This is a genomic window from Saccharopolyspora phatthalungensis (assembly GCF_014203395.1).
GTDB lineage: Bacteria > Actinomycetota > Actinomycetes > Mycobacteriales > Pseudonocardiaceae > Saccharopolyspora > Saccharopolyspora phatthalungensis.
Genome location: NZ_JACHIW010000001.1, coordinates 1,478,484 through 1,503,801 on the forward strand (window position 1 = coordinate 1,478,484; position 25,318 = coordinate 1,503,801).

Consider the following 25,318-nt stretch of genomic DNA (forward strand, 5'->3'; position numbering starts at 1 on the left):
CACCGTTTTGGCCGCTGGTCCGCCGGGTACCGATGTGTCACGGTGGTTTCCCCAGCGCTGGGCGCTGACGTGCTGCCGATCAAGCGGGGAGACAGCATGGGACGGCACGTGCAAGATCAAGCGTTCAAGCCAGTAGACCGGCAACGGTATCGGAACAAGATGCAGCGCGGCCTGGACGCCCTGGCCCGGATGCTCGCCGAAGGCAATTTCTCCTTCCCCCACCAGCAGATGGGACTGGAGATGGAGTTGTGCCTGGTGGACGAGCAGATGGAGCCGTCCATGTCCAACGCCGTGGTGCTGGAGAAGATCAGCGAGCCGGCCTTCACTACCGAGCTCGGGCAGCAGAACATCGAGCTCAACGTGGACCCCCAGGTGCTGGCCGGAGACAGCGCGCTGGAACTGGAGAAGCGGGTGCGCGCCGCGTTGCAGCGCGCGGACGGCGGTGCGCACGACGCCGGGGCGAAGATCGTCATGATCGGCACGCTGCCGACGCTGCGCAGCGCGCACTTCGACCCGAACTGGCTGTCGCGCAACCCCCGGTATTCATTGCTCAACGAGCAGATCTTCTTAGCGCGCGGCGAGGAGATGCTGCTCGACATGGAAGGCGTGCCGCTCACCGAGGGGCATTCCGAGCGGCTTCGGTCCTATGCCGACTCGATCCTGCCGGAATCGGCTTGCACGTCCGTTCAACTGCACCTGCAGGTGGCGCCGGAGGACTTCGCGGCGCATTGGAACGCCGCGCAGTGCCTGGCCGGGGTGCAGGTGGCCATCGGCGCGAATTCGCCTTTCCTGCTGGGCAAGGCGTTGTGGCACGAGACGCGGATTCCGCTGTTCCTGCAGGCCACCGACACCCGGCCGGTCGAGCTGAAGAACCAGGGCGTGCGGCCGCGGGTGTGGTTCGGGGAGCGTTGGATCACCTCGATCTTCGACCTGTTCGAGGAGAACGTGCGCTACTTCCCGGCGTTGCTGCCGGAGCCGGTGGAGGAAGACCCGGTGGCCGCGCTGGACGCCGGCCGGGCACCGACCCTGGCCGAGCTGCGGCTGCACAACGGCACCATCTGGCGCTGGAACCGGCCGGTCTACGACCTGGTGGACGGGGTCCCTCACCTACGGATCGAGAACCGGGTGCTGCCGTCCGGGCCGTCGGTGGTGGACACCGTGGCCAACGCCGCATTCTTTTACGGCGCCCAGCGGGCGCTGACCGAACAAGACAGGCCACTGTGGACACAGATGTCGTTCGCGGCGGCGGAGGAGAACTTCTTCGCCGGGGCGCGGCAGGGTTTCGAAGCGCACCTGTACTGGCCGAGCGTCGGCTGGGTGTCGCCGGATGAGCTGGTGTTGCGTCGGCTACTGCCGATGGCGCACGACGGCCTGCGGGCGTACGGGGTGTCCGACGCGGCCCGCGAGCGCTACCTGGGCGTGATCGAGCAGCGCTGCCTGGCTGGGCGGAACGGGGCGACGTGGCAGCGGGAAACCGTTGCGATGCTGGAAAACGGCGGCGCGGACCGGCACGAGGCGCTCGTGGGCATGCTGCGCCGCTACATCGACCTCGCCGATAACGGAGACCCGGTCCACACCTGGCCGGTGGGGTGATTTCCCAGCCCCCTCCGCAACGCTCGTGTGGCTAGTGCCTCGTCCAGGAGCCTTGGTTGGGGCATGGATCACCTCGGGGGTGCGACCTGCCGCCTGCCCAGGGCGTCCTGGGTAAACGCCGTATTCGCGCGAAATCGCCGCCGGCTCCGCAGCAGGACCGCCGTTTTCGCGCGAAAACGCGAGCCCTGCTGCACGGGCCCCTCGATTCCGGTCCTGCGGGCAGGCCGACGCCGCGCGACGTGCCGCCTGTCGAAGTCCCCAAAACGCAGGACGGTCGTCGAAGCATCCGATCACGACGTTTCCGCTGGTCATCAAGGCTGTTCGAGCGACTCGCCCGACTGGTGAGCGCAATGCCTCCATCGCAATGCCTCCATCCGACCTAGTTGCAATAGACTGGCAGTAGCTAGAGACTGTCGACAGCGAAGGGAGATGCTCAATGGCGCAGCAGTACGTGTTGCCGGAGTTGGACTACGACTACGCGGCGCTGGAGCCGGCGATCGCCGGTGAGATCAACGAGTTGCACCACAGCAAGCACCACGCGACGTACGTCAAGGGCGCCAACGACACGGTGGAGAAGATCGCCGAGGCGCGGGAGAAGGGCGACTTCTCCGCCATCGTGGGCTTGGAGACCACGCTGGCGTTCAACCTGGCGGGACACTCGCTGCACCTGGTGTGGTGGAAGATCCTCTCGCCGAACGGCGGGGACAAGCCGACCGGTGAGCTGGCGGCAGCCATCGACGAGGACTTCGGCTCCTTCGACGCGTTCCGGGCCCAGATGGAGGCGGTGTCGACCACGATCCAGGGCAACGGCTGGGGCGTGCTGGCCTGGGATCCGGTGGGTCAGCGGTTGATCACGCAGCAGCTGCGGGATCACCACTCGAACCTGTCGATCGCCACGACGCCGCTGCTGGTGTTCGACATCTGGGAGCACGCGTACTACCTGCAGTACCGGAACGTAAAGGCGGACTACGTCAAGCAGTTGTGGAACGTGGTCAACTGGAACGAGGTCGCCGCGCGCTTCGCCGATGCCCGCGCCGGCTACAACGGCCTGCGCCTGCCCACCGCCTGAGACTCGGCGCCGTCGGCTCCCCGCCCGGCACCGGACTCGGCAGTGAGTGCTCCGACAAGCCCACTGCCGAAACTTCGGGGCCTTCCTCCGGGAGGGCCCCGAAGTCCTTTTCCGGCCCGACTCCCAGCGCGGACTCCCAGCGCGGACTTCCGCCCGGGGTCCGGGCCCGTGCTCGCGGCCCGGACGCGACCGGGCCCCGGTCTCCCGCAGGAGGCCGGGGCCCGATCTGTTCCCGAACTGACTGCCGCTCCCACCACGAAGCGGACTGAATTTAGGTTAGCCTAACCTGTCGGATCGGGCAACCCCTCGCCTTCGCCACGCCAGCACGGCGGCCCCGGCGAGCGCGGCGGCCAGTGACGCGAGCCCGCCAAGCAAGATCGGCCACCGCGGCCCGAACACCTCGGCAATCCACCCGGAAGCCAGTCCGCCCAACGGTTTTCCGCCCAGGAACAGCAGCATGTACAGGCCCATGACCCGGCCGCGCATGGTGGGATCCACGGCCAGCTGGACGGTCGAATTCGCGCTTGTGTTGAACGTCATAACGGCGATCCCGACCGGGACCAGCGCCGCGGCGAACAGCGCGTAGGTCGGCATCAGCGCGGCCGCCGCCTCCAGCACGCCGAAAACGGCCGCGCCCGACAGCATCAACCGCAGCCTCGGCTGCCCGCGACCACTGCGCCGAGCCGCCAGCGCCGCTCCGGTCAACGTCCCGACCGCGAGCATGGTGATCAGCAGGCCGTAGCCGTCGGCATCCCGCCCGAAGACGTTGCGCGCCATCACCGCGAAGGTGCTCTCGAAGTTCATCCCGAAGGTGCCGATGCAGAACACCAGTACCATGACGACGATCAGATCCGGCCGCCCGCGCACGTAGCGCAGCCCGGCGCGCAGTTGGCCCCGTTCCTTCGGCGGCGGCTTAGCCCGGTGCAGCGCCGCCGGATTCATCAATGCCAGCCCGGCGACCACGGCGACCGAGCTGAGCCCGTTGGCCAGGAAAACCCAGCCGGTGCCGATCGCGGTGATCAGCGCCCCGGCGATGGCCGGGCCGACGATGCGGGCCAGGTTGAAGGTCATCGAGTTCAGCGCGACGGCGTTGGTGAGCTGCGCGGGCCCGACCATCTCGACGACGAACGACTGCCGCACCGGGGCGTCGACGGCCGCGAAGCATCCGAGCACGAAACACAGCACGTAGACATGCCACAGCACCACGGCACCGGTGACATCGAGCAGTCCCAGCATGAGGCCGCAAGCGCCGAGCGCGCTCTGGGTGGCGATCAGCATGCGCCGTTTGTCGAAGCGATCGGCGAAGACGCCCGCCCAGAGCGTCAGCAGCAGCGTCGGGATGAACTGCAGTGCGACCGCCACGCCGAGCGCGGCCGGACTGCCACCGGAGAGCTCCAGCACCAGCCAGTCCTGCGCCGCGCGCTGCATCCATGTGCCGGTCAGCGATACGACCTGGCCGGAGGCGTAATAGCGGTAGTTGCGCTCCCGCAGCGACCGGAACATGCCGCCGCCGGTGTCGACCGAACCGTCCGATGTGGACCTTGGAAGGTGGTTGACCGGATCCCCACTCGGGTCTGTTCCCGCGCGAGATGCGGACTGGTCAACCACGCTCCTGCGGACCGCCTTTCAGTACCGGTCGGTCATCGACTCGCCAGCCGGTCGATGATCTCGGCGGCCTGGCACAGCACCCGGCGGTCGTCTTCGGACAGATCCGCGAGCTGCTGGTCCAGCCAGCGCTCCCGGATCGAGACCTCCTCGTCGACGCGGGCCTGACCGGCCTCGGTCAGTTCCACGATGGCCTGCCGGCCATCGGTGGGATGCGCCCGGCGAGCGACCAGACCGGCGTCTTCCAGGGCGGCGATCACCCTGGTCATCGACGGCGGCTGGACGCCTTCTCGGGCCGCCAGCTCGCCCGGCGTCATCGCGCCGGTCTTGTGTAGACAAGACAGCGCCGACAGCTGGGACAGCGTGATCTTCGAGTCGTTGCTCTGCGCGCGCAGCCGCCGGTTCAGGCGAACGACTGCGAGCCGCAGCCGACTCGCCAGGGTGCGCTCGCGCTCCGCGATTTCGGACACGTCGTTAGTCTACCAAACTATCTCAGGGAATCGGACAAACTGATCAAGGGGATCAGTAGCCGTCCACCCTAGTCAGGCGGCAGCCCCGGTTCCGGGATCGCAATCCAATCGACGCAGTACCCGAACGGCGCCGGATCAGGTCAGACGCCGAAAAGCACACTCAGCGGGCCGGAGCAGAAGTAGAGCACGAATGCCGCCGAGACGCCCCACATAAGCGGGTGGACCGTGCGGGCCCGGCCGGTGAACACCTGCAGCAGCACGTAGCTGATGAAGCCCGCGCCGATGCCGTTGGCGATCGAGTACGTGAACGGCATGACCACGATCGTCAGGAACGCGGGCAGCGCGATGCTGAAGTCCGACAGGTCGATCTGCCGGATCTGGGTGAGCATCATCGCCCCGACCACCACCAGCGCCGGGGCCGCCGCCTCGACCGGAATGACCTGGTAGAGCGGGGTGAAGAACATCGCCGCCAGGAACAGCAGCCCGGTGATCACGTTCGCCAACCCGGTGCGCGCACCCTCCGCGATGCCGGAGGCGGACTCCACGAACACGGTGTTGGAGCTCGCCGAACCCAACCCGCCGGCGACCGCGCCGACGCCCTCGACGGCCAGCGCCTTGCCGATGTCCGGCAGGTTGCCGTCCTTGTCGGCTAGGCCGGCTTCCTTACCGAGACCAGTCATGGTGCCCATCGCGTCGAAGAAGTTGGCCAACACCAGCGTGAACACCAGCAGCACGCAGGCCAGCGCGGGCAGCCGGGTCCACGCGCCGAAGGAGACGTCGCCGACCAACGACAGGTCCGGCAAGCCGACGATTTTCGCTGGCACCGCCGGATAGCCCAGGTTCCAGCCGTAAGGATTGGTTCCCTCCGACGGGCCCACCCGGAAGACCGACTCGACGACGATCGCCAGCACCGTAGTGACCGCCACACTGATCAGGATCGAGCCGCGCACTTTCCGGGCCACCAGCACCGAGGTGAGGATCAGCCCGAACACGAACACCGCGGTCGGCCACGAGGCGATCGAGCCGTCGATGCCCAGCTCGACCGGCACCGTGGTGTTGGCGGCATCCGGCAGCCGCCGGACGAACCCGGAATCGACCAGGCCGACGAAGGAGATGAACACGCCGACGCCGACCGCGATCGCGGCCTTGAGCTCCGGCGGCACCGCGTTGAACACCGCCGTCCGGAAACCGGTGGCGACCAGGATCAGGATGATGATGCCGTCCACCACCACCAGGCCCATCGCCTCCGGCCAGGTCACCTGCGGCGCGATGGTCACCGCCAGCAGCGTGTTGATGCCGAGCCCGGCCGCGATCGCGAAGGGATAGTTGGCGATCAGTCCGAACAGGATCGTCATCACGCCGGCGACCAGCGCGGTGCTCGCCGCGACCTGCGAGACCGGCAAGATGGCCCCGAGCACGTCGCGCTTGGCCCCGGCATCCTCGGCGGAAAAGCTGCCGAGGATCAGCGGGTTGAGCACGATGATGTAGGCGACCGTGACGAAGGTGACCACACCGCCGCGCAATTCCCGCCCGATGCTGGACCCGCGATCGGTGATCTTGAAGTGCCGGTCCAGCAACGACTTCTTGACGTCTCGATCCACCATCAGTGCTTCCCGATCACGGTGCCTGCGCGCGCATTCTTTACCGGGAGTAGCCTGCCTGACGTGGCACAGGACAACGAACCCGCCCCCTCGGCACCGGGCCACCGACAGGTCCCGCCGCTGCCGCGCGGGCTGGCGGACCCGACGCCGGTCGTGCTGGTCGGCACCGGCCTGTGGCTCGCCGGGTTGGTCCTGTTCGGCATCCGCGACTGGGCCGGCGGCTGGGACATCCAGTTCTGGACCTGCCTGGCCGGCGCCGCGCTCGGCATCCTCGGCTACGGCGTGTTCCGCTGGCAGCGCTCGGCGGCCCGCCGGGGCTCCCGCGGCGCCTGGCAGGGCCTGTCCGGGCTCGACGGCTGAGGTTGCCGAATCCCGGTCCGTACCCTCGCGCGACCCGTTAGTCTGCACAGTTGACGCCAGTACCGACGCGCAACTTGAACCTAAGCGGGAGCGCAGCACCAGTGCCCAAGCTCGATGTCGACCGACTCGAATTCGCGATCCTGGCCGAACGCGCCGGGCTCAGCAGGATCCCGATGATCGCGTCGTACAGCAACTACGGGACGACCGTCAAGGACATGCCACGCGAGTTCGAGGCGGCCGAGCAGCGGGTCCGCGATCGCGGGCTGATCAACCCCGGCGGCGTCAACGACCGGGTTATGGAGCTGCTGGGCATCTACCCGCACGCGGCGGTCGAGTACGATCTGCGGTTCTCCTCGAACAAGGGCACCGAGCTGCGGGTCGCGGTGTCCAAGGCGCGCAAGACCGCAGTGCGCACCGTCGTCGACGGCGACCGGATCATCCTGGAGCCGGTGCACCCCAACGACGTGATCCCGGCGCTGGTGTCGGTACTGCCCGAACACCCGCCCGCGCGAATCCGCCCGCCGCTGAGCGTCGACCTCGCCGAGATGCGCGCCGCGATGACCGAGGTGCGCCGCCGCGGCGACGAGGACCCGCAAGCGATCGAGCACACCCTGCGCGCTCGCGGCGTGAACATCGCCAGCTTCCGCAAGATGACGCAGCTCCTGGACGGCCCCCGGCTGGGCCTCGGCGAGGTGGGCGTCACGATCTGGGACGACCGACGCAAGGAGTTCCGGGGCGATCAGACGCTCCGCATCATCGACCTGCAGGTCGGCCGCACGGCGGTCTACAACAGCGGCGCGCAACGCATGTTCGCCGGAGCGGACATGAGCACCTTCACCCGAGTGCTCGGCGAGCTGACGACCAAGACCCAGCGCGAAGCCGCCTGGCGGTAGCCTGCAACTCCGCCAAATGGACTAATCCGACGAGTCGCCGGGAACGGATCGGCCTCGAACATCGTCACATTCGTGCGCGGACGGGCAACCATTTGGCAAGCTAAGCGCGACGCGCACCCGATCTAGCAGGCAAGGGGGTACTGAGGTGGCATTCTTCGACGGCGTCGTTGACGCGTGGCAAGACATCACACGCAAGGCGACGATCCACACGGCGATCAACTCAGGCGGCACCGCGAAGGCGGCGTCCTTCTCGGTCGACATCGAGCAGATCCCGGGGCTGATCGCGGAATACGAGAAGGCCCGGGACAAGCTCAGCGACATCCTGATGACGGCTCAAGACCTGCGGTACATCAAGGGACCGGGCGAAGATGACGTCAGCCAGAAGTTGGCGAAGGCGCTTGGGGAAATGGCCGGTGACGGCGAGGGCTGCCTTTCCTGGGCCGTCAACGACGCACGTAATCGTATCCAGGCTCAGATCGACCAGCTGAAGGCTGCTCAGGGCACCTACCAGAACACCGACGAAGCCGCTACGGCGCGCCAGGTTTAAAGGAAGATCTCACTTGCTACGCCGCGCAACTTTCACCGCCGTCACCCTCCTTTGGGTCCTGGGGGCATCAGCATGCGCTCCGGGCTCGCCGGAGACGCCGAGTTCGACCACCAGCGAGGCGGCCCCCACAACCTCCGCAGTTCCCAAGGTCGAGAACCCGAAGAACCTAAAATCGATCACTGATGCTTGCCAGCTGCTGACACAAGACCAGCTTTCACAGCTCGGCGGTGGGACAGACGCGAGGCCACCGCAGGGCGAGACCTCCGCGCTGGGCGAACCAAAGTGCAATTGGCGAAACAACGCGTTCTCAACCGCTGTCACGATCAATACGAAACACGGCGGCTTGACCGAGATCACCAAAATCGCAGAGTCCAGCGACAACTTCAAGCCGACCCAAGTCGACGGTTACCAGGGTGCACGGGTTGACGAGCAGAGCGCTCTGTGCCGGGTAGAGATCGCAATCGCGGATGACCAGAGCGTGGCGATCAACTACTTCAGAAACTCAGGCGGCAAGCCGGAGATGAACGACCCATGTGGCTTCGCCGAGAAGATCACCAGTGAAGTCCTCAAGAACATCCCGGATGCCTGATCGCGTCCGCGTACCACGACCATAACCAACAAGGGGGTGTGATCATGGTTTTACCGCTCATCATCGGGGGGTACTTGCTCACACGTGAATCGGACCGTGGCAACACGGACGAGATCATGCAGCAGGTCGGCTTCAACCACCCGGAGAAGTACAAGCAGATTCACGAGGGCAAAGGCCCGACCGAGCTGACAAACGCCGTATCCGCATGGAAAACGAATATCGGCGGTCAGTTCGACGAGGTCCACTCGATCCTCGACGGTGCGAACAAGAAGGCCAATCTGGCGTGGACCGGTCAGGCTGCGGAAGAACACGGCACCTCGCTGCAGCCCATGGCGCAGTTCATTGACGACGCCAAGACCGTCTCGGCGTCCGTCGGAGACTCGGCGGGGCAACAGGTCGACAACTACTTCACCGTCAAAAACAGCATGCCCCCGCCGGTGAAGGTCGATGCGACCGACAACCTGCTGGAGAAGGGCGGCGCTTGGCTGATCGGTGGCGAGACGGACCTGCAGAAGCAGGAGCGCGAGGCTACCGAGAAGGCCCAGGAAGCCAAGCGGTACTACGACAACTACAGCGAGAGCACTTCGAACGTCTCGCAGAACCTAGCGTTCTACCCGAAGGCCCCGGAAATGGCCTACGCCCCGGGTTCGGAGAACAGCACGGGGACGAATCCGACGGTCGGCAGCATGCCGACCGGTTCCGGCATCCCCGGCGGTGGCAGCTCTCACGGTGGCAGCAGCACTCACGGTGGCGGTAGCACCGGTACCGGTGACTACAGCGGCGGTTCCAGTTCGTCGACTCCGGCGCAGAGCGGTTCGCAGTGGTCTGCGCCGCCGGCTGGCACTAGTAGCACCGGGCTGCCCGGTGGCGGTCCTGGTACCGGTGTTCCTGCTGGAACAGGGCCGGGCACCGGCGCTCCGACCGGCGGGTTCGCTGGCTTCGCTGGAGGTCTTGGTGCTGGCGCTGGCGCGGGTGGTCTTGGTGCCGGTGGCCGCGGTTTGGGTGCTGGCGGCGCTGGTCGCGGCGCGGGTATGGGCGCTGGCGGGCGTGCCGGTCTTGGCGGCCCCGGCTCGGGCGCTAGCGGAGCCGGTGGCGCTGCTGGCGCGGGCGGCCGTGGCGGCGCAGGCGGTATGGGAGCCGGTGCCGGTGGCCGTGGCCAGGGCAAGCAGGGCGAGGAAGACCAGGAACACGAGAACAAGTACATGGTCGACACGGACGAAGCGTGGGACGACCTCGGCCTGCCCAGGGTCGCCCCGCCGGTCTTCGGCGAGTGACCAACACCAGCCGAAGTCGGCTGTAAGCAGACTGGCCGCGCACCAACCCGGTGCGCGGCCTGTTTCGTCACTCGGAGGCTTTGCGGTAGATCTCGCCCAGAGCAGCCATCGCCCGGTCGGCCTTCGCCTGATCACCGGAGATGAAGCCGACACGGGCGATCCCAGGCATCTGCTTGTAGTCCAAAACGAGAACGTTGTTCGGTGCACCGGGAATCTCCATGATCCAACTGCGGAAGGCATCGTACTGCCCCTCGACATCGTGATCGACAATCACACGACGACCCTTGAAGTCGATGACCTCTGCTTCCGGGCTGATGTCGGTCCAACTTTGGAAGCTCCCCGACCCGATGTAAACGTCGAACGAGATTCGCATAACCGGGCTCGGTGTTTCGTAGGAACAGATAAATCCGTTCATCACCATCTTTCGGAAGTCCGGTCCCATGAACTGCGTCATCAGCTCGTCCGGCGGATAGGAGCACAGGTAAAGCGGCGACCACTTTGACGCAGGTGGCTGCTGCGGAAGACGATTCAGTCGCAAAACCTCGTTGAACGGCCGAGGTTCGGGCCGTGCCCATTCGGAGCAGGAACCCCCAAGCCGGTCAACCGAGGCGCATACGTTGGTAGTTGCGGTGGGAACTGGGGGAGGATCTGCCTGAACTCGACTCGGGCTTGGCACACTTCCGACGTCGAGCAGCAACGCGAGGACCGATCCGCCGACCACCACCACGGTAACCAGAACGGTGACTTGCACCGTAAACCACGCTCGCGATCTCCGGGGTGGAGTTTGGCCTGGCCCTGGCGGATACTGCGGCGGGTGCGGTTGCTGCGGGCAGGGCTGCTGACCTTGATTTCCTGGCCAGCCTTGGTAGGTCACTTGAACATGCTCCCCTCGCATGAATGTGCTCTCGTAGAATTCGGAGCACTCCCCCTAGAGGGCATAGGGCAGGTCCTCAAAGCCGGAAAGGTCTTCTTCAGCCGAAGATCCAGCCCTGCGGTATTTCGATTAGTCCACTTCGGACTTTGCTGGCACAGACGGAGCAGGTCGGGCGTCCGTCTCGGGGGCCGATGTCGCCGGGCGCCGTCATTACTCCGCAGAGCGCGATCAGCTCTGGACCTTCCCGGCGCGGGTCATCGGTTGGGATCACGTGGTTCTGGTAGCCGAAAGCCGCCCAGTAGCCAGAAGTGGTGGCAGACTCATCGGGATCGCGGTCCGTTGTTGCTCGCGTCATCGTCGTCTCTCGGTGGCGGGTTGGGCGGTGGCCGGGCGCTGGCGGGAGGGGGTTTTGTCGCGCCCGGCCACCAAGGGCCGGTAGAGGTGCGCCGGGGAAGGCACCACACCGGCCCTGCTTTGGGTGCCTACGACGGTGAGGTGCGTAGGTGGTGCCGTCCGGCGGGCCCCTTGGGAATGGCACCGCGGCCGGGTTTCGGGGCGTTGGCGAGGATGCGCCAGCAGGACATGCACGTGCCTTCGCGGATCCAGTCCAATTCGGACCTCTCGTGCAGCTGCGCCGCATCCGCCTCCGCACCGCAGTACGCGGTCACTGAGCCCCCAGCGGGCGTTTTCTTAGCAGCGATGGGAAAAGCATGGCGACCGCCCGTGACAGGACGCCAGATGTAGGTCAGATACTCAGACACACAAGCTCTCCTTCCTTGTCTCTGAGTCGATAAGACTGGCTCTGGAGTCTCAGATCAAGGCGATTCATCACTACGTGTAATGGCAAAGTCTCAGGTCCTGGAATAGCGTGGGCTTATGACAACTGCACGTTCCCGTGGACTGGGTGCGGAGATTCGCAAGCTCAGGAAGGAAGCTGGCCTGCGGCTAGAAGAACTGGCAGCACAGTGCGATTGGTCGAGGGCAACGTTGGGGCGGATCGAGTCCGGAGCAAAGGTTCCCACGGAAACTGAGATAGCAATCATCCTGGGAACTCTCGGAGTCAAAAGTCGGGAACGAACCCGTCTGCTCGAACTAGCCCAAGACGCACATCAGCCGCACTGGTGGGAAGTAATGGGCAACACAGGACTCCCCCTCCAACTCGTCGCGTTGCTGGATTTTGAACGACGCGCGACGAAAATTACCGACGTAGCGCTCGGACTAGTTCCAGGTCTGCTCCAGGTTCCCGACTACACCCGGGCCGTCATCGGTGCAGGCGGGCTCCGAGACAAAGACGTCGAGTCGAGAGTGGCGCTACGCCTCGGCAGGCAGACCGTCCTAACCGGGAAGGATCCGGTGTCGTTCCATGCCCTCATCGACGAGTCTGTGCTGCATAGACCGGTGGGGAGCTACAGCATCATGGCTGATCAACTGCGCCACATCGAACGAATGGCGCTTCGCCCACACATCACGGTTCAAGTCATTCCGTTCAGCCTAGGCGCGCACGTGGGCCTGAACGGAAGCCAGCTGATCATGGAATTTCAACGGCAACGCACGATGGTTCACTTGGAACACCGACGTGGCGGTGTCTTCTTGGACGACCCGAATGACGCTTCTCCCTTTGTAGAAACCGTGGCTAGGCTGGCTGAAGCAGCGTTGAGCCCGGCCGAATCTGCCAGCCTCGTCGCTGCTTGTGCCGCAACGATGGAGGAACGCGATGAAGCAGATCAAGATGTGGCGGAAGTCCAGCTATAGCGGTGAAGAGTCCAACTGTGTTGAGATTGGGGCGGGGCTTGACATTGTCGGGGTTCGGGACAGCAAGGACCCGGGCGGGGGGACCTTGGTTTTTGGTTACCCGGCATGGGGTTCGTTCTTAGCCGTGGTCAAGGCTGAGCGATTCGGCTGACGGTCAGCGCAGCAGGGTTGTTGCTTCTGGGTCTGCCAGCAGGGCCGTTAGGGCGAATCGCTCTTGCCAGGTGCCGGATGCCCAGGCCAGCGCTCGGCCCAGGCCGTCCGGGGTTCGCTCCGCGTGGAGCTTTCCGGTGTTGTCGACCCACCAGTGCACGCGGTGTTCACCTGTCGAGGCTCGGACACGCAGCACGTCGTGCAGGGTGACATCGCCGGAAGGCACCTTGATCCCAAGCAGTTCGCAGGCCGCCGGGACGCGAGCCACCTCGGGCCAGCGCTGGGTGCGCCCCGGGTCCACCACCTGCATGGTGTTCTCCTCGGAAGCCAACGGCAGGTCCAGGAGTTCCGCCAGGGCTTCCGCGTCGAACTGGTCCGGGCTGCCCCCGGCGATCACCAACGGCGCTTCCAGCACGCTCAGCATCCACGGCTCGTCGAGCACCACCGCGCGCCCGGTGCTGACCACGGCACCCGACACCGAACGCACCATCTCCGGCGGTTCGAGCTCACCAGGATCGACATGGGAGCACGCGACCGCATCCGCTAGCGCCTGATGCGCGCGCAGCGCGGTTCCGGCGCGCACTGTGCGCTCCGGATCGCCGAGGCGTTCCAGCAGGTCCGCAGCGTCGTCGGCGTCCGCGATGCGGAGCTCGGCGCGCACTCCCGCGATCCTCAGGTGCTCGTCGTCGAGCTGGACGTCGGGCACCGTGTCGTACAGGCCCGCGAGATCTTCGGCTTCGGACAACCGCCAGTGCCGGGGCGGATAGCCCTCGATCAGCGCGTAGCGCGCGATCCACCAGGCCGGGTAGCTGTTCGGTTCGCGCAGTGCTCGCAGGGTTTCCGGGTTCTGCACCAGCAGCCGGATCGCCTCCGGCCAGGCATCCTCGGCGACCAGGTCGAGGTCGCGGATGCCCACGAACCTGGCCGGCGGCCAGTTGTCGGGCTGGGCGGCTTCCTGCTCCGCCCACCAGCCGTGCGAATCGGGGAAGCCCTCGTCGGCTTCGGCCGGTTCTTCCTCCACGTGCACCACGAAGGTGTCCAGGACCCCGATCGATCGCAGCAGATCCCTCGGATGGTCGGCCGCGAAATCCTCATCCAGCACCGCGAGCGGCGCGTCTTCGCCTATGTACTCGGCGTCGAGCACCTCCAGCAGCTCCGCATCGGGCAGCAGGAGCTCATCCGCGCGACGAACGTCGCCGTCCGCGTCGGGCAGCGCCAAAGCACCCAGCCAGTCGCGCGGCTGTGCGTTGGCGACCAGCCGCAACACCGCCTCCGCCAGCGGCCGCACGTCCGCCCCGGCCCGCGCATTGGAGACGCTGCTGCGCACCGCCTCTTCCAGCGACGGGGCATCCAGCAGTTCCGAAGGGCCAGCCGGGTGCGCGCCGAGCTTTTCCAGCAACGGGTGCGTTGCTTCGGGGTGCGCGATGCGCATCCCATAAATGTCCAGTGTAGACAGCATCGCGGCCGGGTCTGGGTCCGCATCTCGTTGGCTGAGCAGGACATCCCGCACGCCGGTCACGGTGCGGCCATCCGCCAGCGGCACCGGAAGTGCGGTGAATTCCTCGCGCGCCAGCGGATCAGCGCCTTCGATCACGGTCAGCGCGTCATAGAGGCGATGCCACCAGCTTGGCGGGCGCTGCAGGCCGGTGACCGCTTCGACGATCTCCGCCGCGCCGAGTCGCCGGACCTCCAGCACGTGCAGCGACCTGCGGTGCTGGGCATCGGCCAGATCGGCCGTGAGCAGGGCGGGAACCACATCGTGGAGCAGCTCGACGAGCTCCGGCGAAGCGTAGTCGAGGACCCTGGATTTCAGCGGTGCGACCAGTTTTCCGTCGGCGGCGGGCAGCCACGCCGCGACCCGTAACCGGTCGTTCACACCCTGCCGCAGCTTGTCGTCCACATCGGACAGCGGGAAGCCCGGCAGCGGCACCAGCGCCGTCCGGTGTTCCGCCGCAAGCTTCTTGACCAGCGCGGGATAGCACTCGGCGGCGAAGGTCAGCACCGCATCCGAGGCGGCCGACGCCGCCACCCGGCGCCGATCCGGCTCCACCGGCACGCTCGCCAACAACCGCGCGGGCAGCGACAGCCGCTCCTCGGTCGGGGTCGGGGCGTGCAGCACATCTTCGGCCAGCGGGATCGGCATCCCGTCGTCGTCCAACGGCACCGCCCAGGTCACGTGCCACTCCGTGGCGTGCCGAGCCTCGACGCCCAGACCAGTCAGCGCAGTCTCGCTCAACCTGCCCGCCGCCCGGTGCACCAGCCACCGCTCGCTGCGGGCCGGGCCGGCCACGACCAGTCGATCGGCGTCTTCGTCCACCCGACGCCAGGTTTTCTCGCCGATGCGGATCTCGGCCAGCGCGGGCAACGCGAGCAACAGGTCAGGGGCCTGATCGATGAAAGCCGCCAGCAGCGCGTCGACATCGACCTCCGGGCGCAGCGGCAGCCGCACCTCGGTGTCGAAACCAGTCGGCGGCTCGCCGATGCTCGGCCACGGCAAGCGCAGGATCGGCACCGCGCCCTCGCGCGCCGCCATTTCCTCGGCAGGTCCGGGCAGCGTCGCCGCCGCTTCCCTGGTCCGCGCCGCGGAGAACGCCACGCCACCTGAGGTCGACACGACCTGCGGCTCGTCGGACACCGCTAGCACCGCGGCGAATCCGACGCCGAACCGGCCTATCGAGGCACCCTCCCGCTTGGCCGATGCGCGCAACGACGCCAAGCCGGCTACGCCGTCCGCGGTCAGCGGCGCCCCGGTGTTGGCCACCCGCAGTTCGCGGTCGATGAACTCAACCCGCAACACACCACCGGTGCCCGCGGCGTCCGCGGCGTTCTGCGCCAGCTCGACCAGCAGGCGGTCCCGGTAGCCGCCGAGCCGGAGGTCCTCCTCGGCGTTGGCGTCTTCGCGGAACCGCGTCGGCGATGCCTCCCAGGATTGCAGCACGGCCTGCCGCAGCTCGGCCGCACCGAACGCGTCCGATCCGTTCACCCGCGCGACTCGAAGTCCAGGGTGGCGTCGTCGTAGACGACCTCGGCCACCGGCACCGTCGACGAAGTGTCCACCTCGACCTCCGAGTGCGCGCCGCAGCCGTACTCGACACTGACCACCCGGCCGTCGGCGGGCGCGACCTCGTTGGCGCAGACACCGAAGGCACCGCCCATCGAACCCGCCAGCTTCAGGAAGAAACCGCAGGTACCGCAGGACGCCGGGGCCATCCGGGCCACCTCGGAACGCGGCCCGAAGTCGCCGTTGTGCCAGCGGTCGGCGGCCTCCAGCCGCCCCTCCATGCTGAGCACCCGCTTGCGGCCCAGGCCGACCTCCCGGGCGACCTCCTCCACGGCCGGATCGTCGCTGGCCAGGTAGCCGGGCGCCAGCCGCTGGTCCTCCGCGCTGGTCGGCAGCAGGTCCCCGGCACCGAGGTCACCCGGCCGCACCCGCTGGTTCCACGGCACCCAATCCGGCGCGGTCAGCGCGTCCGGACCGGGCAGCAGCACGACCTCGCTGACCGTCACCGGCTCGCCCGGCCCGACGCTGGCGACCGTGACCGCCCAGCGCCACCCGACATAGCCCGGGTAGTTCGACTCGAAGTAGTGCGTGACCGCGTGCGGGCCCTCCGGCTCGATCCCGACGTGCGCGCCGACCGGATCGCTGACCTCCGCATCCAGGGTCAGCACCGGCGAGCCGATCGGATCCGCACCCGGGCGCGCCTCGTCCTCCGCCGCAGCTCGGGCGACGTCCTCCGCGGCGGCGAGCTCCCGGTCCGGGGTCGCGGGCACGGGCTGACCGGCGTCCTCGAACGGGGCACCCGCACCTGGGTTGGTCATCGGAGCAGGCATAGGGGTCACGTGGTTGATTGTGCCGTACGTGGTCGCCGCTGCCGTCGGCCGTGTCAACCTATCGGGGTGCGACTCTTCCCGACTCGACGTGTGCTGTGCGGCGTTGTGCTCACCATCGGGTTGGGGTTGCTGGCGTGCGCACCGCAGGTACCAGCGCAGCGCGACGGCCAGGATGACCGCGAGCAAACCGATCAGGGCGTTGGGCACGCGGGAAGCCTGCCACACCTTCGAGCGGAGGTGATCTCCGTGCTCTCGCACGACCGCTCCTCATTCACTCAGGGCCTCGAACTCGCCGCCGGCACCCTCTACGAAGGCACCGGCCTGCGGGGTTCCTCGCTGCTGCGCGCCACCGACCTCGCCACCGGCCAAGTGCGTCGGGAAACCCGGCTCCCGGCCGAACTCTTCGGTGAGGGCATCACCATCACGGGTGACCGTATCTGGCAGCTCACCTGGCAGGAAGGGGTTGCGCTCGAGCGCGACCGGGAGACGCTGGCCGAGTTGCGCCGAGTGTCGTACTCCGGCGAGGGCTGGGGCCTGTGCTTCGACGGGTCGCGGTTGGTCATGAGTGACGGCAGTGACCGGCTGACCTTCCGGGATCCGGTGACGTTCGCCCCGATCGGCGGGGTGGACGTGCGCCGCGGCGGGGGCGCGGTGGGGGAGCTCAACGAACTGGAGTGCGTCGGCGGGCAGGTGTGGGCCAACGTGTGGGGCCGCGACGAGATCCTGCGGATCGACCCGGCGAGCGGTCAGGTGACTGCCGTGGTGGACGCGTCGGGGCTGCTGAGCCCCCGGCAGCGGGCGGGTACCAATGTCCTCAACGGCATCGCGGCGGTGCCGGGCACCGACGAGTTCCTGATCACCGGGAAGTACTGGCCGTCGATTTTCCGGGTCCGATTCGTTCCGTCCTGATCATCAGAATGGCCTGATCATCAGAATGGCCGTGCACAGGTGATCATGCCGCCCTTTCGGGGGTGTTTTCGGGCGCTCATGTCGCTCGATGGTGTCCAGATGTATCTGGCGGGCGGGCTCGCGTCTCTTTAACCCGTGGGAGCGCCGAAATCCGGCGAGACCCGATCGACCGGAGGCGGGTGAGGCAGGATGAGCAGCATGGGTTTGCGACGCCATGACCAGCGATCGGACGCCTCGCGCGGGCGTCCGGGCTGGGGTGCCGGGCAGCGCGGCAAGCGCGGTCGGTACGCCGAAGGCGGCCAGGCGGTGCCGAGCGAAGACGCCTCGGAGCACCGGTTCGAGGCGCCGAGCCCCGGCAGAAGCGAGCGGGCGGGTCGGGAGTTCGGCGCCGGAGCGTCGCATGGAGACGACCGGGCCGAGCGGGACAGCCGTCGTTACCCGTGGGAAGAGGACCCGGACTACGCCCGGCCGCGCAGCCGCGCCCGGGGGCTGCCGCCGCTGCCCGAGGACCACCCGGGCCGGGCGCGGGAGGATCCGGAGCCCGACAAGGCCAGCGGCACCGCACCACCCCGGAAGCTGACGGTGACGCGCGTGGCCGCTTGGCGCAGTAGGGACCTGACGCAACGCGCGATGCGGATGTTCTTCTCGCTCGCGCATGCCGACGGGGCCGACCGGTCCGGGCTCGCGAAGTTCACCTACGCCGTGATGGGCAACTACGCGGTGGACGCCGCGATGGCGGTCGCACTGGCCAACACGCTGTTCTTCTCCGCCGCCACCGGCGAGAGCAAGGACAAGGTCGCGCTCTACTTGCTGATCACGGTCGCACCGTTCGCCGTGATCGCCCCGGTGATCGGCCCGGCGCTGGATCGGTTGCAGCAGGGCCGCCGCATCGCGCTCGCCGCGTCCTTCGCGATTCGCGTGCTGCTCGCGGTGGTGATGGCGGTGAACTTCAACAGCTGGCTGCTCTACCCGGCGGCGTTGGGCTGCATGGTGCTGTCGAAGTCCTTCGGGGTGCTCAAGGCCGCCATGACGCCGCGGGTGCTGCCGTCGCAGATCACGCTGACCAAGGCCAACTCCCGGCTGACCGCGTTCGGCATGGCCGCGGGCGGGATCTTCGGCGCGATCGCGTCCGGTTTCGCCTGGTTGCTGGGTTCCGAGGGCGCGCTGTGGTTCATGGCGGCGATGGCCGCCTGCGGGGTGTGGCTGTGCCTGCGGATCCCCGGCTGGGTGGAGAGCACCGAGGGTGAGGTGCCGACCTCGATCAGCTCTCGCCCGAAGCAGGCCAGGAAGGTCCCGCTGAGCAGGCATGTGGTCGTGGCGCTGTGGGGCAACGGCGGAATCCGGTTGCTGACCGGATTCCTGACGCTGTTCGCCGCGTTCGTGATCAAGCAGAGCACCCAGCACGAGCCGTTCATGCAACTGGTGCTGCTCGGCCTGGTCGGTGGCGCGGCCGGCGTCGGCAGCTTCCTTGGCAACGGGCTCGGTTCGAAGATGCACTTCGGCAAGCCGGACAGGCTGATCATCGCCTGCCTGGGCGGCACGCTGGCCGTGGTGGTCTGCGCGGCCCTGCTGGCCGGGCTGCCGCTCGCGGTGGCGGTCGGCTTGGTGGGCGCGACCGCGAGCGCGCTGGCCAAGGTCTGCCTGGACGCGGTCATCCAGCACGACATGCCGGAGGCGTCGCGGGCCTCGGCGTTCGGCAGATCCGAGACGATCTTGCAGCTCGGCTGGGTCTTCGGCGGCGCGCTGGGAATTCTGCTGCCGCCGGTTTACTGGATCGGGTTCACCGTGGTCGCCGTCCTGCTGGCGCTCGTGCTGGCGCAGACGATCATCGCCGGTCGCGGCGGCACGCTGCTGCCACGACTTCCGCGCCGGGCCGCACCGGCCACCACCCCGTTAAGGACCGGGTCGTAGGCTCGGAACGTGCATCGTGGACTGAAGCCGCTGCTGGCCGTGGCGGGCATCGCGCTCGTCGCCGGTTGCGCCGCCCCCAGCCAACCGCAGGTCACCTTCTACTCCCACGGGAACTCGGTGGCCGTCGAACCCGCCCAGTACTGCGACGCGACCGGGCAGAACTGCGTGACGCCGTCGAAGAATCCGGTCGGCGAGCTGCGAGTCCCCGACCACGCCCCACTGCAGATCTCGGTGCCCGGAAAGGTCGCCGCAGCGCCGTGGCAGGTGGCTTTCATCTATCGCGGCATCAACGGCGAGGAGCTGGACGGCCGCAGCGCGGTCTTCCCGCCCAACAAGCGCCACGCCTACACGCTGCAGCTGCCGCCGGACGGTACACGGCTGGAGCACGTGGAGGTCCAGCAGTTCTCGGCCGTGCTCACCCCCGGCGCCGAGGGCGGTGTCGACTTCGGCATCGGCGGCAGCTGGGTACTGAACATCAATCAGTAAGTCAGGGCCCCGGTTCAGTGGATGCCCCGCCCGGCTGTCGAGGCCCCGGTCGTTCGCGGACAGGCGTTGCCTGATGGTGCCGACTTGCACCCGTGTCCTCGGAGCGGAACTGCCGCTGCCACGTACTAAATTGGACAGTCTCGTCCCGACGAAGCGTCGGTGCCTCGGACTCCTGCGCAGCAACGAAGAAGTCAGAAAAGGCCGGGCGCACCGCGATGCGCCCGGCCTGGAGAAGTGGCGTTGGTCAGCTGCCCGGGTCGAGCTCGCGGGCGACCGCGCGCACCACCTCTCCGATGCGCTTTGCGGTCTTGCGGTCCGGATAACGGCCCCGACGCAGGTCCGGCTGGATCTTCAGCTCAAGGAGCTTGATCATGTCGTCGACCATGCCGTGCAGCTCGTCGGCGGGGCGGCGCCGCGCCTCTGCCACCGACGGCAGCGGGTCCAGCAACTTCACCTTGAGCGCCTGCGGACCGCGGCGCCCCTGCGCCATGTCGAAGTCGACTCGCTGGCCGGTCTTAAGCGCATCCACACCGGACGGCAACGCGGAGGCTCGCACGTACACGTCCTCCCCACCATCCTGGGTCAGGAAGCCGAAGCCTTTCTCCGCGTCGAACCACTTGACCCTGCCGGTCGGCACTGTCCTCACCGTTCCCTGTCGAATGCGCTGGCCCGGATTCCGGGTCCTCGGTCGTCCCTGGCTTTCCGCCGAGCGGGGCCGAACGGGCCCCGCACGACGAAAGCGCCCCGAAAACGCCACGCAGTTGGGCGCGCCGGGACGCGTCCCACCAAGCGTACCGCGTACCCGGTCTATAACACCCTGCCTTATCGACGTAGGCCCGCTGCGGCACCCGGCGTAGTACGTGAATACGCTGCTCAGCATGGCAAGTGCTTCGCCCAGGTCCGCGGTCCTCCCGGTCTCGATGATCCTGTTCGGGCTGGGCCTGCTCGCGATCGTCGCGATCTTCGCGCTGTTCGCCGCCGGTTACCAAAACCTGCCGATCTGGCTCAATCTCGCGACCCTGCTATGCCCGGCCGGACTGATTTTCGGCGTGATCGCCACGGTTGTTCGCAACCGGCGGCGCTAACTCAGGCGTGCTGCGCGAACCACGCTGGGAACTCGGTGAGATCACGCAGGGCGACGTCGGCACCGGCTGCGTCCAGCTCGTCGAGGCCGTAGGGCCCGGTGGCCACGCCGACGGCGACCGCGCCCGCGGCCTTTGCGCCGACGATGTCGCCGAGGTGGTCGCCGACGTAGATCGTCGCGCCTTCCTCGCGCAGCACCTCGCCCTTAGCGGCGGCGAACACGTCACCGGCGAGCCGGTCGACGTCCCAGCCGAACGCCTTGAGGTGCAGTCCCGCGTTCGGCCCGTACTTCCCGGTGATCACCAGCGTGCGTCCGCCAGCGTCGCGGACGACGTCCAGCGCCTGCGCGGCGCCCGGCATCGGCTGGGTCGCCCCGACCACGATCGTCGGGTAGAGCTGGCGAAAGCTGGTCACCAGCCGCTCGACCATCGGCTCGTCGAAGCCGTATCCGCGCATCACGTCGACCAGCGGCGGCCCCAGGTTCGCCGCGAAGTGCTCACCGTCGAGCGACAGCTCGAACTCCTCGTTGAGGGCATCGAAGGCGCGCACCATCCCCGGGCGCGGGTCGATCAGGGTCATGTCCAGGTCGAAGCCGACGGTCAGGGCCCTGCGCTGTTCTGCCACGCGCTACACCTTACGTGCGCCCGGCCTCACCGCTCGGCGTGGAACCTTGCCCCGAAACTGTGCAGTACCGTAAATCTTGCCGTAATATTTCTCACATTTGAGCCGGAGTCGTTCGATGACGAGCATCACCGCGCATCCCGTGCACCGCGAAGGCTTCCACTCCCTGCGGGCCAGCGGCCTGAATTGGGACACCTTGCCGCTGCGGCTGTTCAGCAAGGGCAACGCCAAGTTCTGGAACCCCGCCGACATCGACTTCAGCAGGGACGCCGAGGACTGGCAGCGACTCGACGAGGTCGAGCAGCGCAACGTTGCCAGCCTGTGCGCGCAGTTCGTCGCCGGCGAGGAGGCCGTGACCCAGGACCTCCAGCCGTTCATGGCCGCGATGGCCGCCGAAGGCCGCTTCGGCGACGAGATGTACCTGACGCAGTTCCTGTTCGAAGAGGCCAAGCACACTCAGGTGTTCCGGCTGTGGATGGACGCCGTCGGACTCACCGGCGACATGCACGAATTCGTCGAGAACAATCCCGGCTACCGCGAGATCTTCTACAAGGCGCTGCCGGAGTCGCTGCATGTGCTGCACGCGGACCCGAGCCCGGAGAACCAGGTGCGCGCGTCGGTCACCTACAACCACATCGTCGAGGGCACCCTGGCCCTGACCGGCTACTACGCCTGGCACAAGATCTGCGTCAGCCGCGGCATCCTGCCCGGGATGCAGCAGGTCATCCGGCACATCGGTGACGACGAGCGCCGGCACATGGCATGGGGCACGTTCACCTGCCGCCGCCACGTCGCCGCCGACGAGCGCAACTGGGCAGTGGTGCAGGACCAGATGGCGCGGCTGCTGCCACACGCCATCGCGCAGATCCAGTGGCAGCCCGAAGGCGCACCCGAGTCGCCGGCCTTCGAACTGGACCTCGAGGAACTCACCGCTTACGCCGCGGACCGGGCGTCCCGCCGTCTCGGCGCGATCTCCAGCGCCCGCGGAATGCCGCCGGCCCAGATCGATGTCGACGCGTCCCCGGAGCGGCTGGAAGACCAGTTCGGCGCCGAGGACGAGGCAGAGTTGGCCAAGCTGGACGCCCAGGGCTGATATCGCCAGCGGCAGATTCCGGCGGCAGCCGTGCCCTAACCCTGTCCGATCAGTCGAGGTTGAGGAGTTTTCTGGCGGTTTCGCGCATCTCGTTTTTGCGGATCTTTCCGGTGACGGTCATGGGGAATTCGGTCACCAGGTGGACGTAGCGGGGGATTTTGTAGTGGGCGAGTTTGCCGGTGCAGAACTCGCGCAGCGCCTCGGCGGTGAGGGGTGGCGCGCCGTCGCGCAGGCGGATCCAGGCCATGAGCTCCTCGCCGTATTTGGGGTCGGGAACGCCGATGACCTGGGCGTCGAGGATGTCGGGATGGGTGTAGAGGAATTCCTCGATCTCGCGTGGATAGACGTTCTCGCCGCCACGGATGACCATGTCCTTGATGCGGCCGGTGATGCTGACGTAGCCGTCGGAGTTCATGACCGCCAGGTCGCCGGTGTGCATCCAGCGGGCAGTGTCGATGACTTCGGCGGTTTTGTCGGGTTGTTGCCAGTAGCCGAGCATGACGGAGTAACCGCGGGTGCAGAACTCGCCCGGGATGCCGCGGGGCACGGTCAGCCCGGTGGCCGGGTCGATGATCTTGACTTCGAGGTGGGGGCCGACCCGGCCGACGGTGGACACCCGCCGGTCCAGGGAGTCATCGGCGCGGGTCTGGGTCGACACCGGAGCAGTTTCTGTCATGCCATAGCAGATGGCGACCTCGGTCATGCCCATCCGGTCGATGACCTGCTTCATCACCTCCACCGGGCAGGGTGAGCCGGCCATGATGCCGGTGCGCAGGCTGGACAGGTCATAGTCGGCGAACCCGGGCAGGTCCAGCTGCGCGATGAACATCGTGGGCACCCCGTAGAGGGAGGTGCAGGCTTCGGCGGCCACGGCGGCCAGGGTGGCGGCGGGATCGAAGCCCTCGGCAGGGATGATCATGGCGGCGCCGTGACTGGTGGCGGCAAGGTTGCCCATGACCATGCCGAAGCAGTGGTAGAAGGGCACCGGGATGCAGATCCGGTCAGTCTCGGTGTAGCCGCAGAGTTCGCCGACGAAGAACCCGTTGTTGAGGATGTTGTGGTGCGACAGGGTCGCGCCCTTGGGGAAGCCGGTGGTGCCCGAGGTGTACTGGATGTTGATCGGGTCATCCGGTGACAACCCGATCCCGGCAAGCCGCGCCGGGTCCGCCGGGCCGCCGGAGAGCTGGCGCCATTCGGGGGTGTCGAGGAACACAACCTGCCGCAGCTCGGCGCATCTGGGCCGGACCTGCTCGACCATGGCCACGTAGTCGGAGGATTTGAACGACCGCGCGCAGACCAGGAGCCGGATCCCGGCCTGGTTGAGCACGTACTCCAGCTCGTGCACCCGGTAGGCGGGGTTGATGTTGACCAGGATCGCGCCGATCTTGGCCGTGGCGTACTGCGTCAGCGTCCACTCCGCACGATTGGGCGACCAGATCCCCACCCGGTCGCCCTTGCCGATCCCGGCCTCCAGCAGCCCCACCGCCAGCGCGTCCACATCGGTCACGAACTCCCGGTAGGTCCACCGACGCCCCGTCGCGCACTCCACCAACGCATCCCGATCCGCACACCGCGCCGCCGTCCGATCCAGATTTGCCCCGATCGTCTCGCCCAACAACGGCACGTCCGGCACGCCCGAGTCGTAGCTGAACTGCACTGGTTCCACGTTCACGACCTCCCGAACAGTAGTGAAACAGGGCACTCATCTTGGCCTGAAGCTGCGACCAGGCCAACCCCCGGGCCCACCCGGCGGTGGCGTTCGACTGGGGCGAGTCGGGCGAGCATGTTGCGGTAGTTACGTAGGGTTCCAGGGGTGCGTGCCTTCGTAGTGGACTCCTTCACCGACAGCGCTTTCCGTGGCAACCCCGCCGGAGTCGTGCTGCTGGACGCTCCGGCCGAGGCCGGGTGGATGCAATCCGTCGCCGCCGAACTGCGGCACTCCGAGACCGCGTTCGTCGTGGTCGGCGGTCCCGAGGACGAGCCGAAACCGCTGCGCTGGTTCACGCCCAGCACCGAAGTGCCGCTGTGCGGGCACGCCACCCTGGCCACCGCGCACGTGCTCGGCGGCGCTCAGCGGTTCGACACCCGCAGCGGGGTGCTCACCTGCACCGCACACACCGACGGCTGGATCGAGATGGACTTCCCCGTCGATCACGCTGAGCCGGTGGAACCGCCGGAGGCGCTGGCCGCCGGCTTGCCCGGCATCACCATCGAGGAGGCCGCGGAGGGCGAGACCAAGGTGCTGGTGCAGACCGCGTCCGCCGCGCAGGTCCGGGCGGTGCGGCCCGATTTCTCGATGCTGGCGGACGTTCCGTCGCCCGGCGTGATCGTCACCGCGCGCGGTGACCGGCCCGGCATCGACTTCGTCAGCCGCGTGTTCGCCCCGCGCGTCGGCGTCCCGGAAGACCCGGTGACCGGTTCGGCGCACTGCACATTGGCGACCTGGTGGGCGGCGAAGCTCAAGCGCGACGAACGCGACACGACCCTCGTCGGCGAGCAAGCCTCCGAGCGGGGCGGCATCGTCCAGATGGCCGTGCGTGGCCACCGCGTCGGCCTCCGCGGCAAAGCCGTCACGGTCCTGCGCGGCGAACTCCTCGTCTGACCGCC

Annotated in this window: 25 protein-coding genes; 15 read left to right on the top strand and 10 right to left on the bottom strand. The window is 67.6% G+C overall.

From position 1 onward, the window contains the following. Positions 1-96 precede the first annotated feature (96 nt). Entirely contained in the window at positions 97-1,593 is a 1,497-nt protein-coding gene (locus tag BJ970_RS06530) for a glutamate-cysteine ligase family protein (protein WP_184728919.1), read from the top strand. A 436-nt stretch (positions 1,594-2,029) separates the two neighbouring features. Then, on the top strand, positions 2,030-2,662 hold the full coding sequence (locus BJ970_RS06535; RefSeq protein ID WP_184725034.1) for a superoxide dismutase: 633 nt from the start codon (positions 2,030-2,032) through the stop codon (positions 2,660-2,662). Between the two features lie 276 nt (positions 2,663-2,938). Here BJ970_RS06535 and BJ970_RS06540 read toward each other — a convergent pair whose 3' ends face one another. The 3 genes from BJ970_RS06540 to BJ970_RS06550 all read right to left on the bottom strand — a co-directional run bounded on the left by BJ970_RS06540 (position 2,939) and on the right by BJ970_RS06550 (position 6,341). Beyond that, entirely contained in the window at positions 2,939-4,165 is a 1,227-nt protein-coding gene (locus tag BJ970_RS06540; RefSeq protein WP_221467060.1) for an MFS transporter, read from the bottom strand. Between the two features lie 137 nt (positions 4,166-4,302). Beyond that, a complete protein-coding gene (locus tag BJ970_RS06545; RefSeq protein ID WP_184725038.1) occupies positions 4,303-4,737 on the bottom strand; it encodes a MarR family winged helix-turn-helix transcriptional regulator in 435 nt (144 codons plus the stop codon). A 140-nt stretch (positions 4,738-4,877) separates the two neighbouring features. Further along, positions 4,878-6,341, bottom strand: a complete 1,464-nt coding sequence (locus BJ970_RS06550) for an NCS2 family permease (protein ID WP_184725040.1) — start codon at positions 6,339-6,341, stop codon at positions 4,878-4,880. 60 nt (positions 6,342-6,401) lie between these two features. Here BJ970_RS06550 and BJ970_RS06555 point away from each other — a divergent pair, with 60 nt between their 5' ends. The 5 genes from BJ970_RS06555 (at position 6,402) to BJ970_RS06575 (ending at position 10,001) form a co-directional block, all read left to right on the top strand. After that, positions 6,402-6,698: a DUF2530 domain-containing protein gene (locus tag BJ970_RS06555; RefSeq protein WP_184725042.1), complete on the top strand. Its 297-nt coding sequence runs from the start codon at positions 6,402-6,404 to the stop codon at positions 6,696-6,698. Between the two features lie 101 nt (positions 6,699-6,799). Next, on the top strand, positions 6,800-7,591 hold the full coding sequence (locus BJ970_RS06560; protein ID WP_184725044.1) for an ESX secretion-associated protein EspG: 792 nt from the start codon (positions 6,800-6,802) through the stop codon (positions 7,589-7,591). A gap of 145 nt (positions 7,592-7,736) precedes the next feature. Continuing rightward, the gene (locus tag BJ970_RS06565; protein WP_184725046.1) at positions 7,737-8,138 is read left to right on the top strand and encodes a hypothetical protein; all 402 of its coding nucleotides are present in this window, start codon (positions 7,737-7,739) and stop codon (positions 8,136-8,138) included. 13 nt (positions 8,139-8,151) lie between these two features. Then, the gene (locus tag BJ970_RS06570; RefSeq protein WP_184725048.1) at positions 8,152-8,727 is read left to right on the top strand and encodes a DUF3558 domain-containing protein; all 576 of its coding nucleotides are present in this window, start codon (positions 8,152-8,154) and stop codon (positions 8,725-8,727) included. Between the two features lie 44 nt (positions 8,728-8,771). After that, on the top strand, positions 8,772-10,001 hold the full coding sequence (locus BJ970_RS06575; RefSeq protein WP_184725050.1) for a hypothetical protein: 1,230 nt from the start codon (positions 8,772-8,774) through the stop codon (positions 9,999-10,001). 67 nt (positions 10,002-10,068) lie between these two features. Here BJ970_RS06575 and BJ970_RS06580 read toward each other — a convergent pair whose 3' ends face one another. Both BJ970_RS06580 and BJ970_RS06585 read right to left on the bottom strand, forming a co-directional pair. Then, the gene (locus tag BJ970_RS06580; RefSeq protein ID WP_184725052.1) at positions 10,069-10,752 is read right to left on the bottom strand and encodes a hypothetical protein; all 684 of its coding nucleotides are present in this window, start codon (positions 10,750-10,752) and stop codon (positions 10,069-10,071) included. Between the two features lie 605 nt (positions 10,753-11,357). Continuing rightward, complete coding sequence (locus BJ970_RS06585) at positions 11,358-11,636, bottom strand: HC3 family zinc finger protein (RefSeq protein ID WP_184725054.1); 279 nt, start codon at positions 11,634-11,636, stop codon at positions 11,358-11,360. A gap of 115 nt (positions 11,637-11,751) precedes the next feature. On the opposite strand from BJ970_RS06585, the gene BJ970_RS06590 reads away from it, so the two are divergent. Further along, positions 11,752-12,627, top strand: coding sequence for a helix-turn-helix domain-containing protein (locus tag BJ970_RS06590; RefSeq protein WP_184725056.1), 876 nt, complete (start codon positions 11,752-11,754; stop codon positions 12,625-12,627). Further along, positions 12,605-12,778 carry a DUF397 domain-containing protein gene (locus tag BJ970_RS06595; protein ID WP_246471262.1) on the top strand — a complete coding sequence of 58 codons (174 nt, stop codon included), beginning with the start codon at positions 12,605-12,607 and terminating at the stop codon, positions 12,776-12,778. Before BJ970_RS06590 ends, BJ970_RS06595 begins: the two co-directional genes overlap by 23 nt. Positions 12,779-12,781: 3 nt before the next feature. On the opposite strand, the gene BJ970_RS06600 is transcribed toward BJ970_RS06595, so the two are convergent. Together BJ970_RS06600 and BJ970_RS06605 are read right to left on the bottom strand one after the other, a co-directional pair. After that, on the bottom strand, positions 12,782-15,760 hold the full coding sequence (locus tag BJ970_RS06600) for a sacsin N-terminal ATP-binding-like domain-containing protein (RefSeq protein ID WP_184725060.1): 2,979 nt from the start codon (positions 15,758-15,760) through the stop codon (positions 12,782-12,784). Further along, the gene (locus tag BJ970_RS06605; RefSeq protein WP_312864140.1) at positions 15,757-16,815 is read right to left on the bottom strand and encodes a DUF3027 domain-containing protein; all 1,059 of its coding nucleotides are present in this window, start codon (positions 16,813-16,815) and stop codon (positions 15,757-15,759) included. The genes BJ970_RS06600 and BJ970_RS06605 overlap by 4 nt, the downstream gene beginning before the upstream one ends. Between BJ970_RS06605 and BJ970_RS06610 the strand changes: the two genes are divergently transcribed. The 3 genes from BJ970_RS06610 to BJ970_RS06620 all read left to right on the top strand — a co-directional run bounded on the left by BJ970_RS06610 (position 16,699) and on the right by BJ970_RS06620 (position 19,914). Continuing rightward, positions 16,699-17,517 (top strand): glutaminyl-peptide cyclotransferase, encoded by an 819-nt coding sequence (locus BJ970_RS06610; protein WP_184728920.1) that lies wholly within the window; start codon positions 16,699-16,701, stop codon positions 17,515-17,517. The two genes, BJ970_RS06605 and BJ970_RS06610, sit on opposite strands and share 117 nt — an antisense overlap. Before the next feature lie 198 nt (positions 17,518-17,715). Next, the gene (locus BJ970_RS06615) at positions 17,716-19,428 is read left to right on the top strand and encodes an MFS transporter (protein WP_184725064.1); all 1,713 of its coding nucleotides are present in this window, start codon (positions 17,716-17,718) and stop codon (positions 19,426-19,428) included. 9 nt (positions 19,429-19,437) lie between these two features. Next, entirely contained in the window at positions 19,438-19,914 is a 477-nt protein-coding gene (locus BJ970_RS06620; RefSeq protein WP_184725066.1) for a DUF2771 family protein, read from the top strand. A 244-nt stretch (positions 19,915-20,158) separates the two neighbouring features. Here BJ970_RS06620 and BJ970_RS06625 read toward each other — a convergent pair whose 3' ends face one another. After that, positions 20,159-20,551 (bottom strand): cold-shock protein, encoded by a 393-nt coding sequence (locus tag BJ970_RS06625; protein WP_184725068.1) that lies wholly within the window; start codon positions 20,549-20,551, stop codon positions 20,159-20,161. A gap of 223 nt (positions 20,552-20,774) precedes the next feature. Here BJ970_RS06625 and BJ970_RS06630 point away from each other — a divergent pair, with 223 nt between their 5' ends. Continuing rightward, positions 20,775-20,999: a hypothetical protein gene (locus tag BJ970_RS06630; RefSeq protein WP_184729390.1), complete on the top strand. Its 225-nt coding sequence runs from the start codon at positions 20,775-20,777 to the stop codon at positions 20,997-20,999. Position 21,000: 1 nt separating this feature from the next. Here the strand turns inward: BJ970_RS06630 and BJ970_RS06635 are convergent, their stop codons facing one another. Beyond that, positions 21,001-21,621, bottom strand: a complete 621-nt coding sequence (locus BJ970_RS06635; protein ID WP_312864141.1) for an HAD family hydrolase — start codon at positions 21,619-21,621, stop codon at positions 21,001-21,003. A 115-nt stretch (positions 21,622-21,736) separates the two neighbouring features. On the opposite strand from BJ970_RS06635, the gene BJ970_RS06640 reads away from it, so the two are divergent. Next, positions 21,737-22,711: a R2-like ligand-binding oxidase gene (locus BJ970_RS06640; protein ID WP_184725070.1), complete on the top strand. Its 975-nt coding sequence runs from the start codon at positions 21,737-21,739 to the stop codon at positions 22,709-22,711. Positions 22,712-22,760: 49 nt separating this feature from the next. On the opposite strand, the gene BJ970_RS06645 is transcribed toward BJ970_RS06640, so the two are convergent. After that, positions 22,761-24,383, bottom strand: a complete 1,623-nt coding sequence (locus BJ970_RS06645) for an AMP-binding protein (RefSeq protein WP_376775000.1) — start codon at positions 24,381-24,383, stop codon at positions 22,761-22,763. A 141-nt stretch (positions 24,384-24,524) separates the two neighbouring features. Between BJ970_RS06645 and BJ970_RS06650 the strand changes: the two genes are divergently transcribed. Continuing rightward, entirely contained in the window at positions 24,525-25,313 is a 789-nt protein-coding gene (locus BJ970_RS06650) for a PhzF family protein (RefSeq protein ID WP_184725072.1), read from the top strand. Positions 25,314-25,318: the final 5 nt, after the last annotated feature.

What these genes read in the sequence shown, in the direction of transcription:
- BJ970_RS06530 (WP_184728919.1), top strand. Translation starts at nt 97, where the DNA reads ATGGGACGGCACGTGCAAGATCAAGCGTTCAAGCCAGTAGACCGGCAA.
- BJ970_RS06535 (WP_184725034.1), top strand. Translation starts at nt 2,030, where the DNA reads ATGGCGCAGCAGTACGTGTTGCCGGAGTTGGACTACGACTACGCGGCG.
- BJ970_RS06540 (WP_221467060.1), bottom strand. Translation starts at nt 4,165, where the DNA reads ATGTTCCGGTCGCTGCGGGAGCGCAACTACCGCTATTACGCCTCCGGC.
- BJ970_RS06550 (WP_184725040.1), bottom strand. Translation starts at nt 6,341, where the DNA reads ATGGTGGATCGAGACGTCAAGAAGTCGTTGCTGGACCGGCACTTCAAG.
- BJ970_RS06575 (WP_184725050.1), top strand. Translation starts at nt 8,772, where the DNA reads ATGGTTTTACCGCTCATCATCGGGGGGTACTTGCTCACACGTGAATCG.
- BJ970_RS06590 (WP_184725056.1), top strand. Translation starts at nt 11,752, where the DNA reads ATGACAACTGCACGTTCCCGTGGACTGGGTGCGGAGATTCGCAAGCTC.
- BJ970_RS06595 (WP_246471262.1), top strand. Translation starts at nt 12,605, where the DNA reads ATGTGGCGGAAGTCCAGCTATAGCGGTGAAGAGTCCAACTGTGTTGAG.
- BJ970_RS06615 (WP_184725064.1), top strand. Translation starts at nt 17,716, where the DNA reads ATGGGTTTGCGACGCCATGACCAGCGATCGGACGCCTCGCGCGGGCGT.
- BJ970_RS06640 (WP_184725070.1), top strand. Translation starts at nt 21,737, where the DNA reads ATGACGAGCATCACCGCGCATCCCGTGCACCGCGAAGGCTTCCACTCC.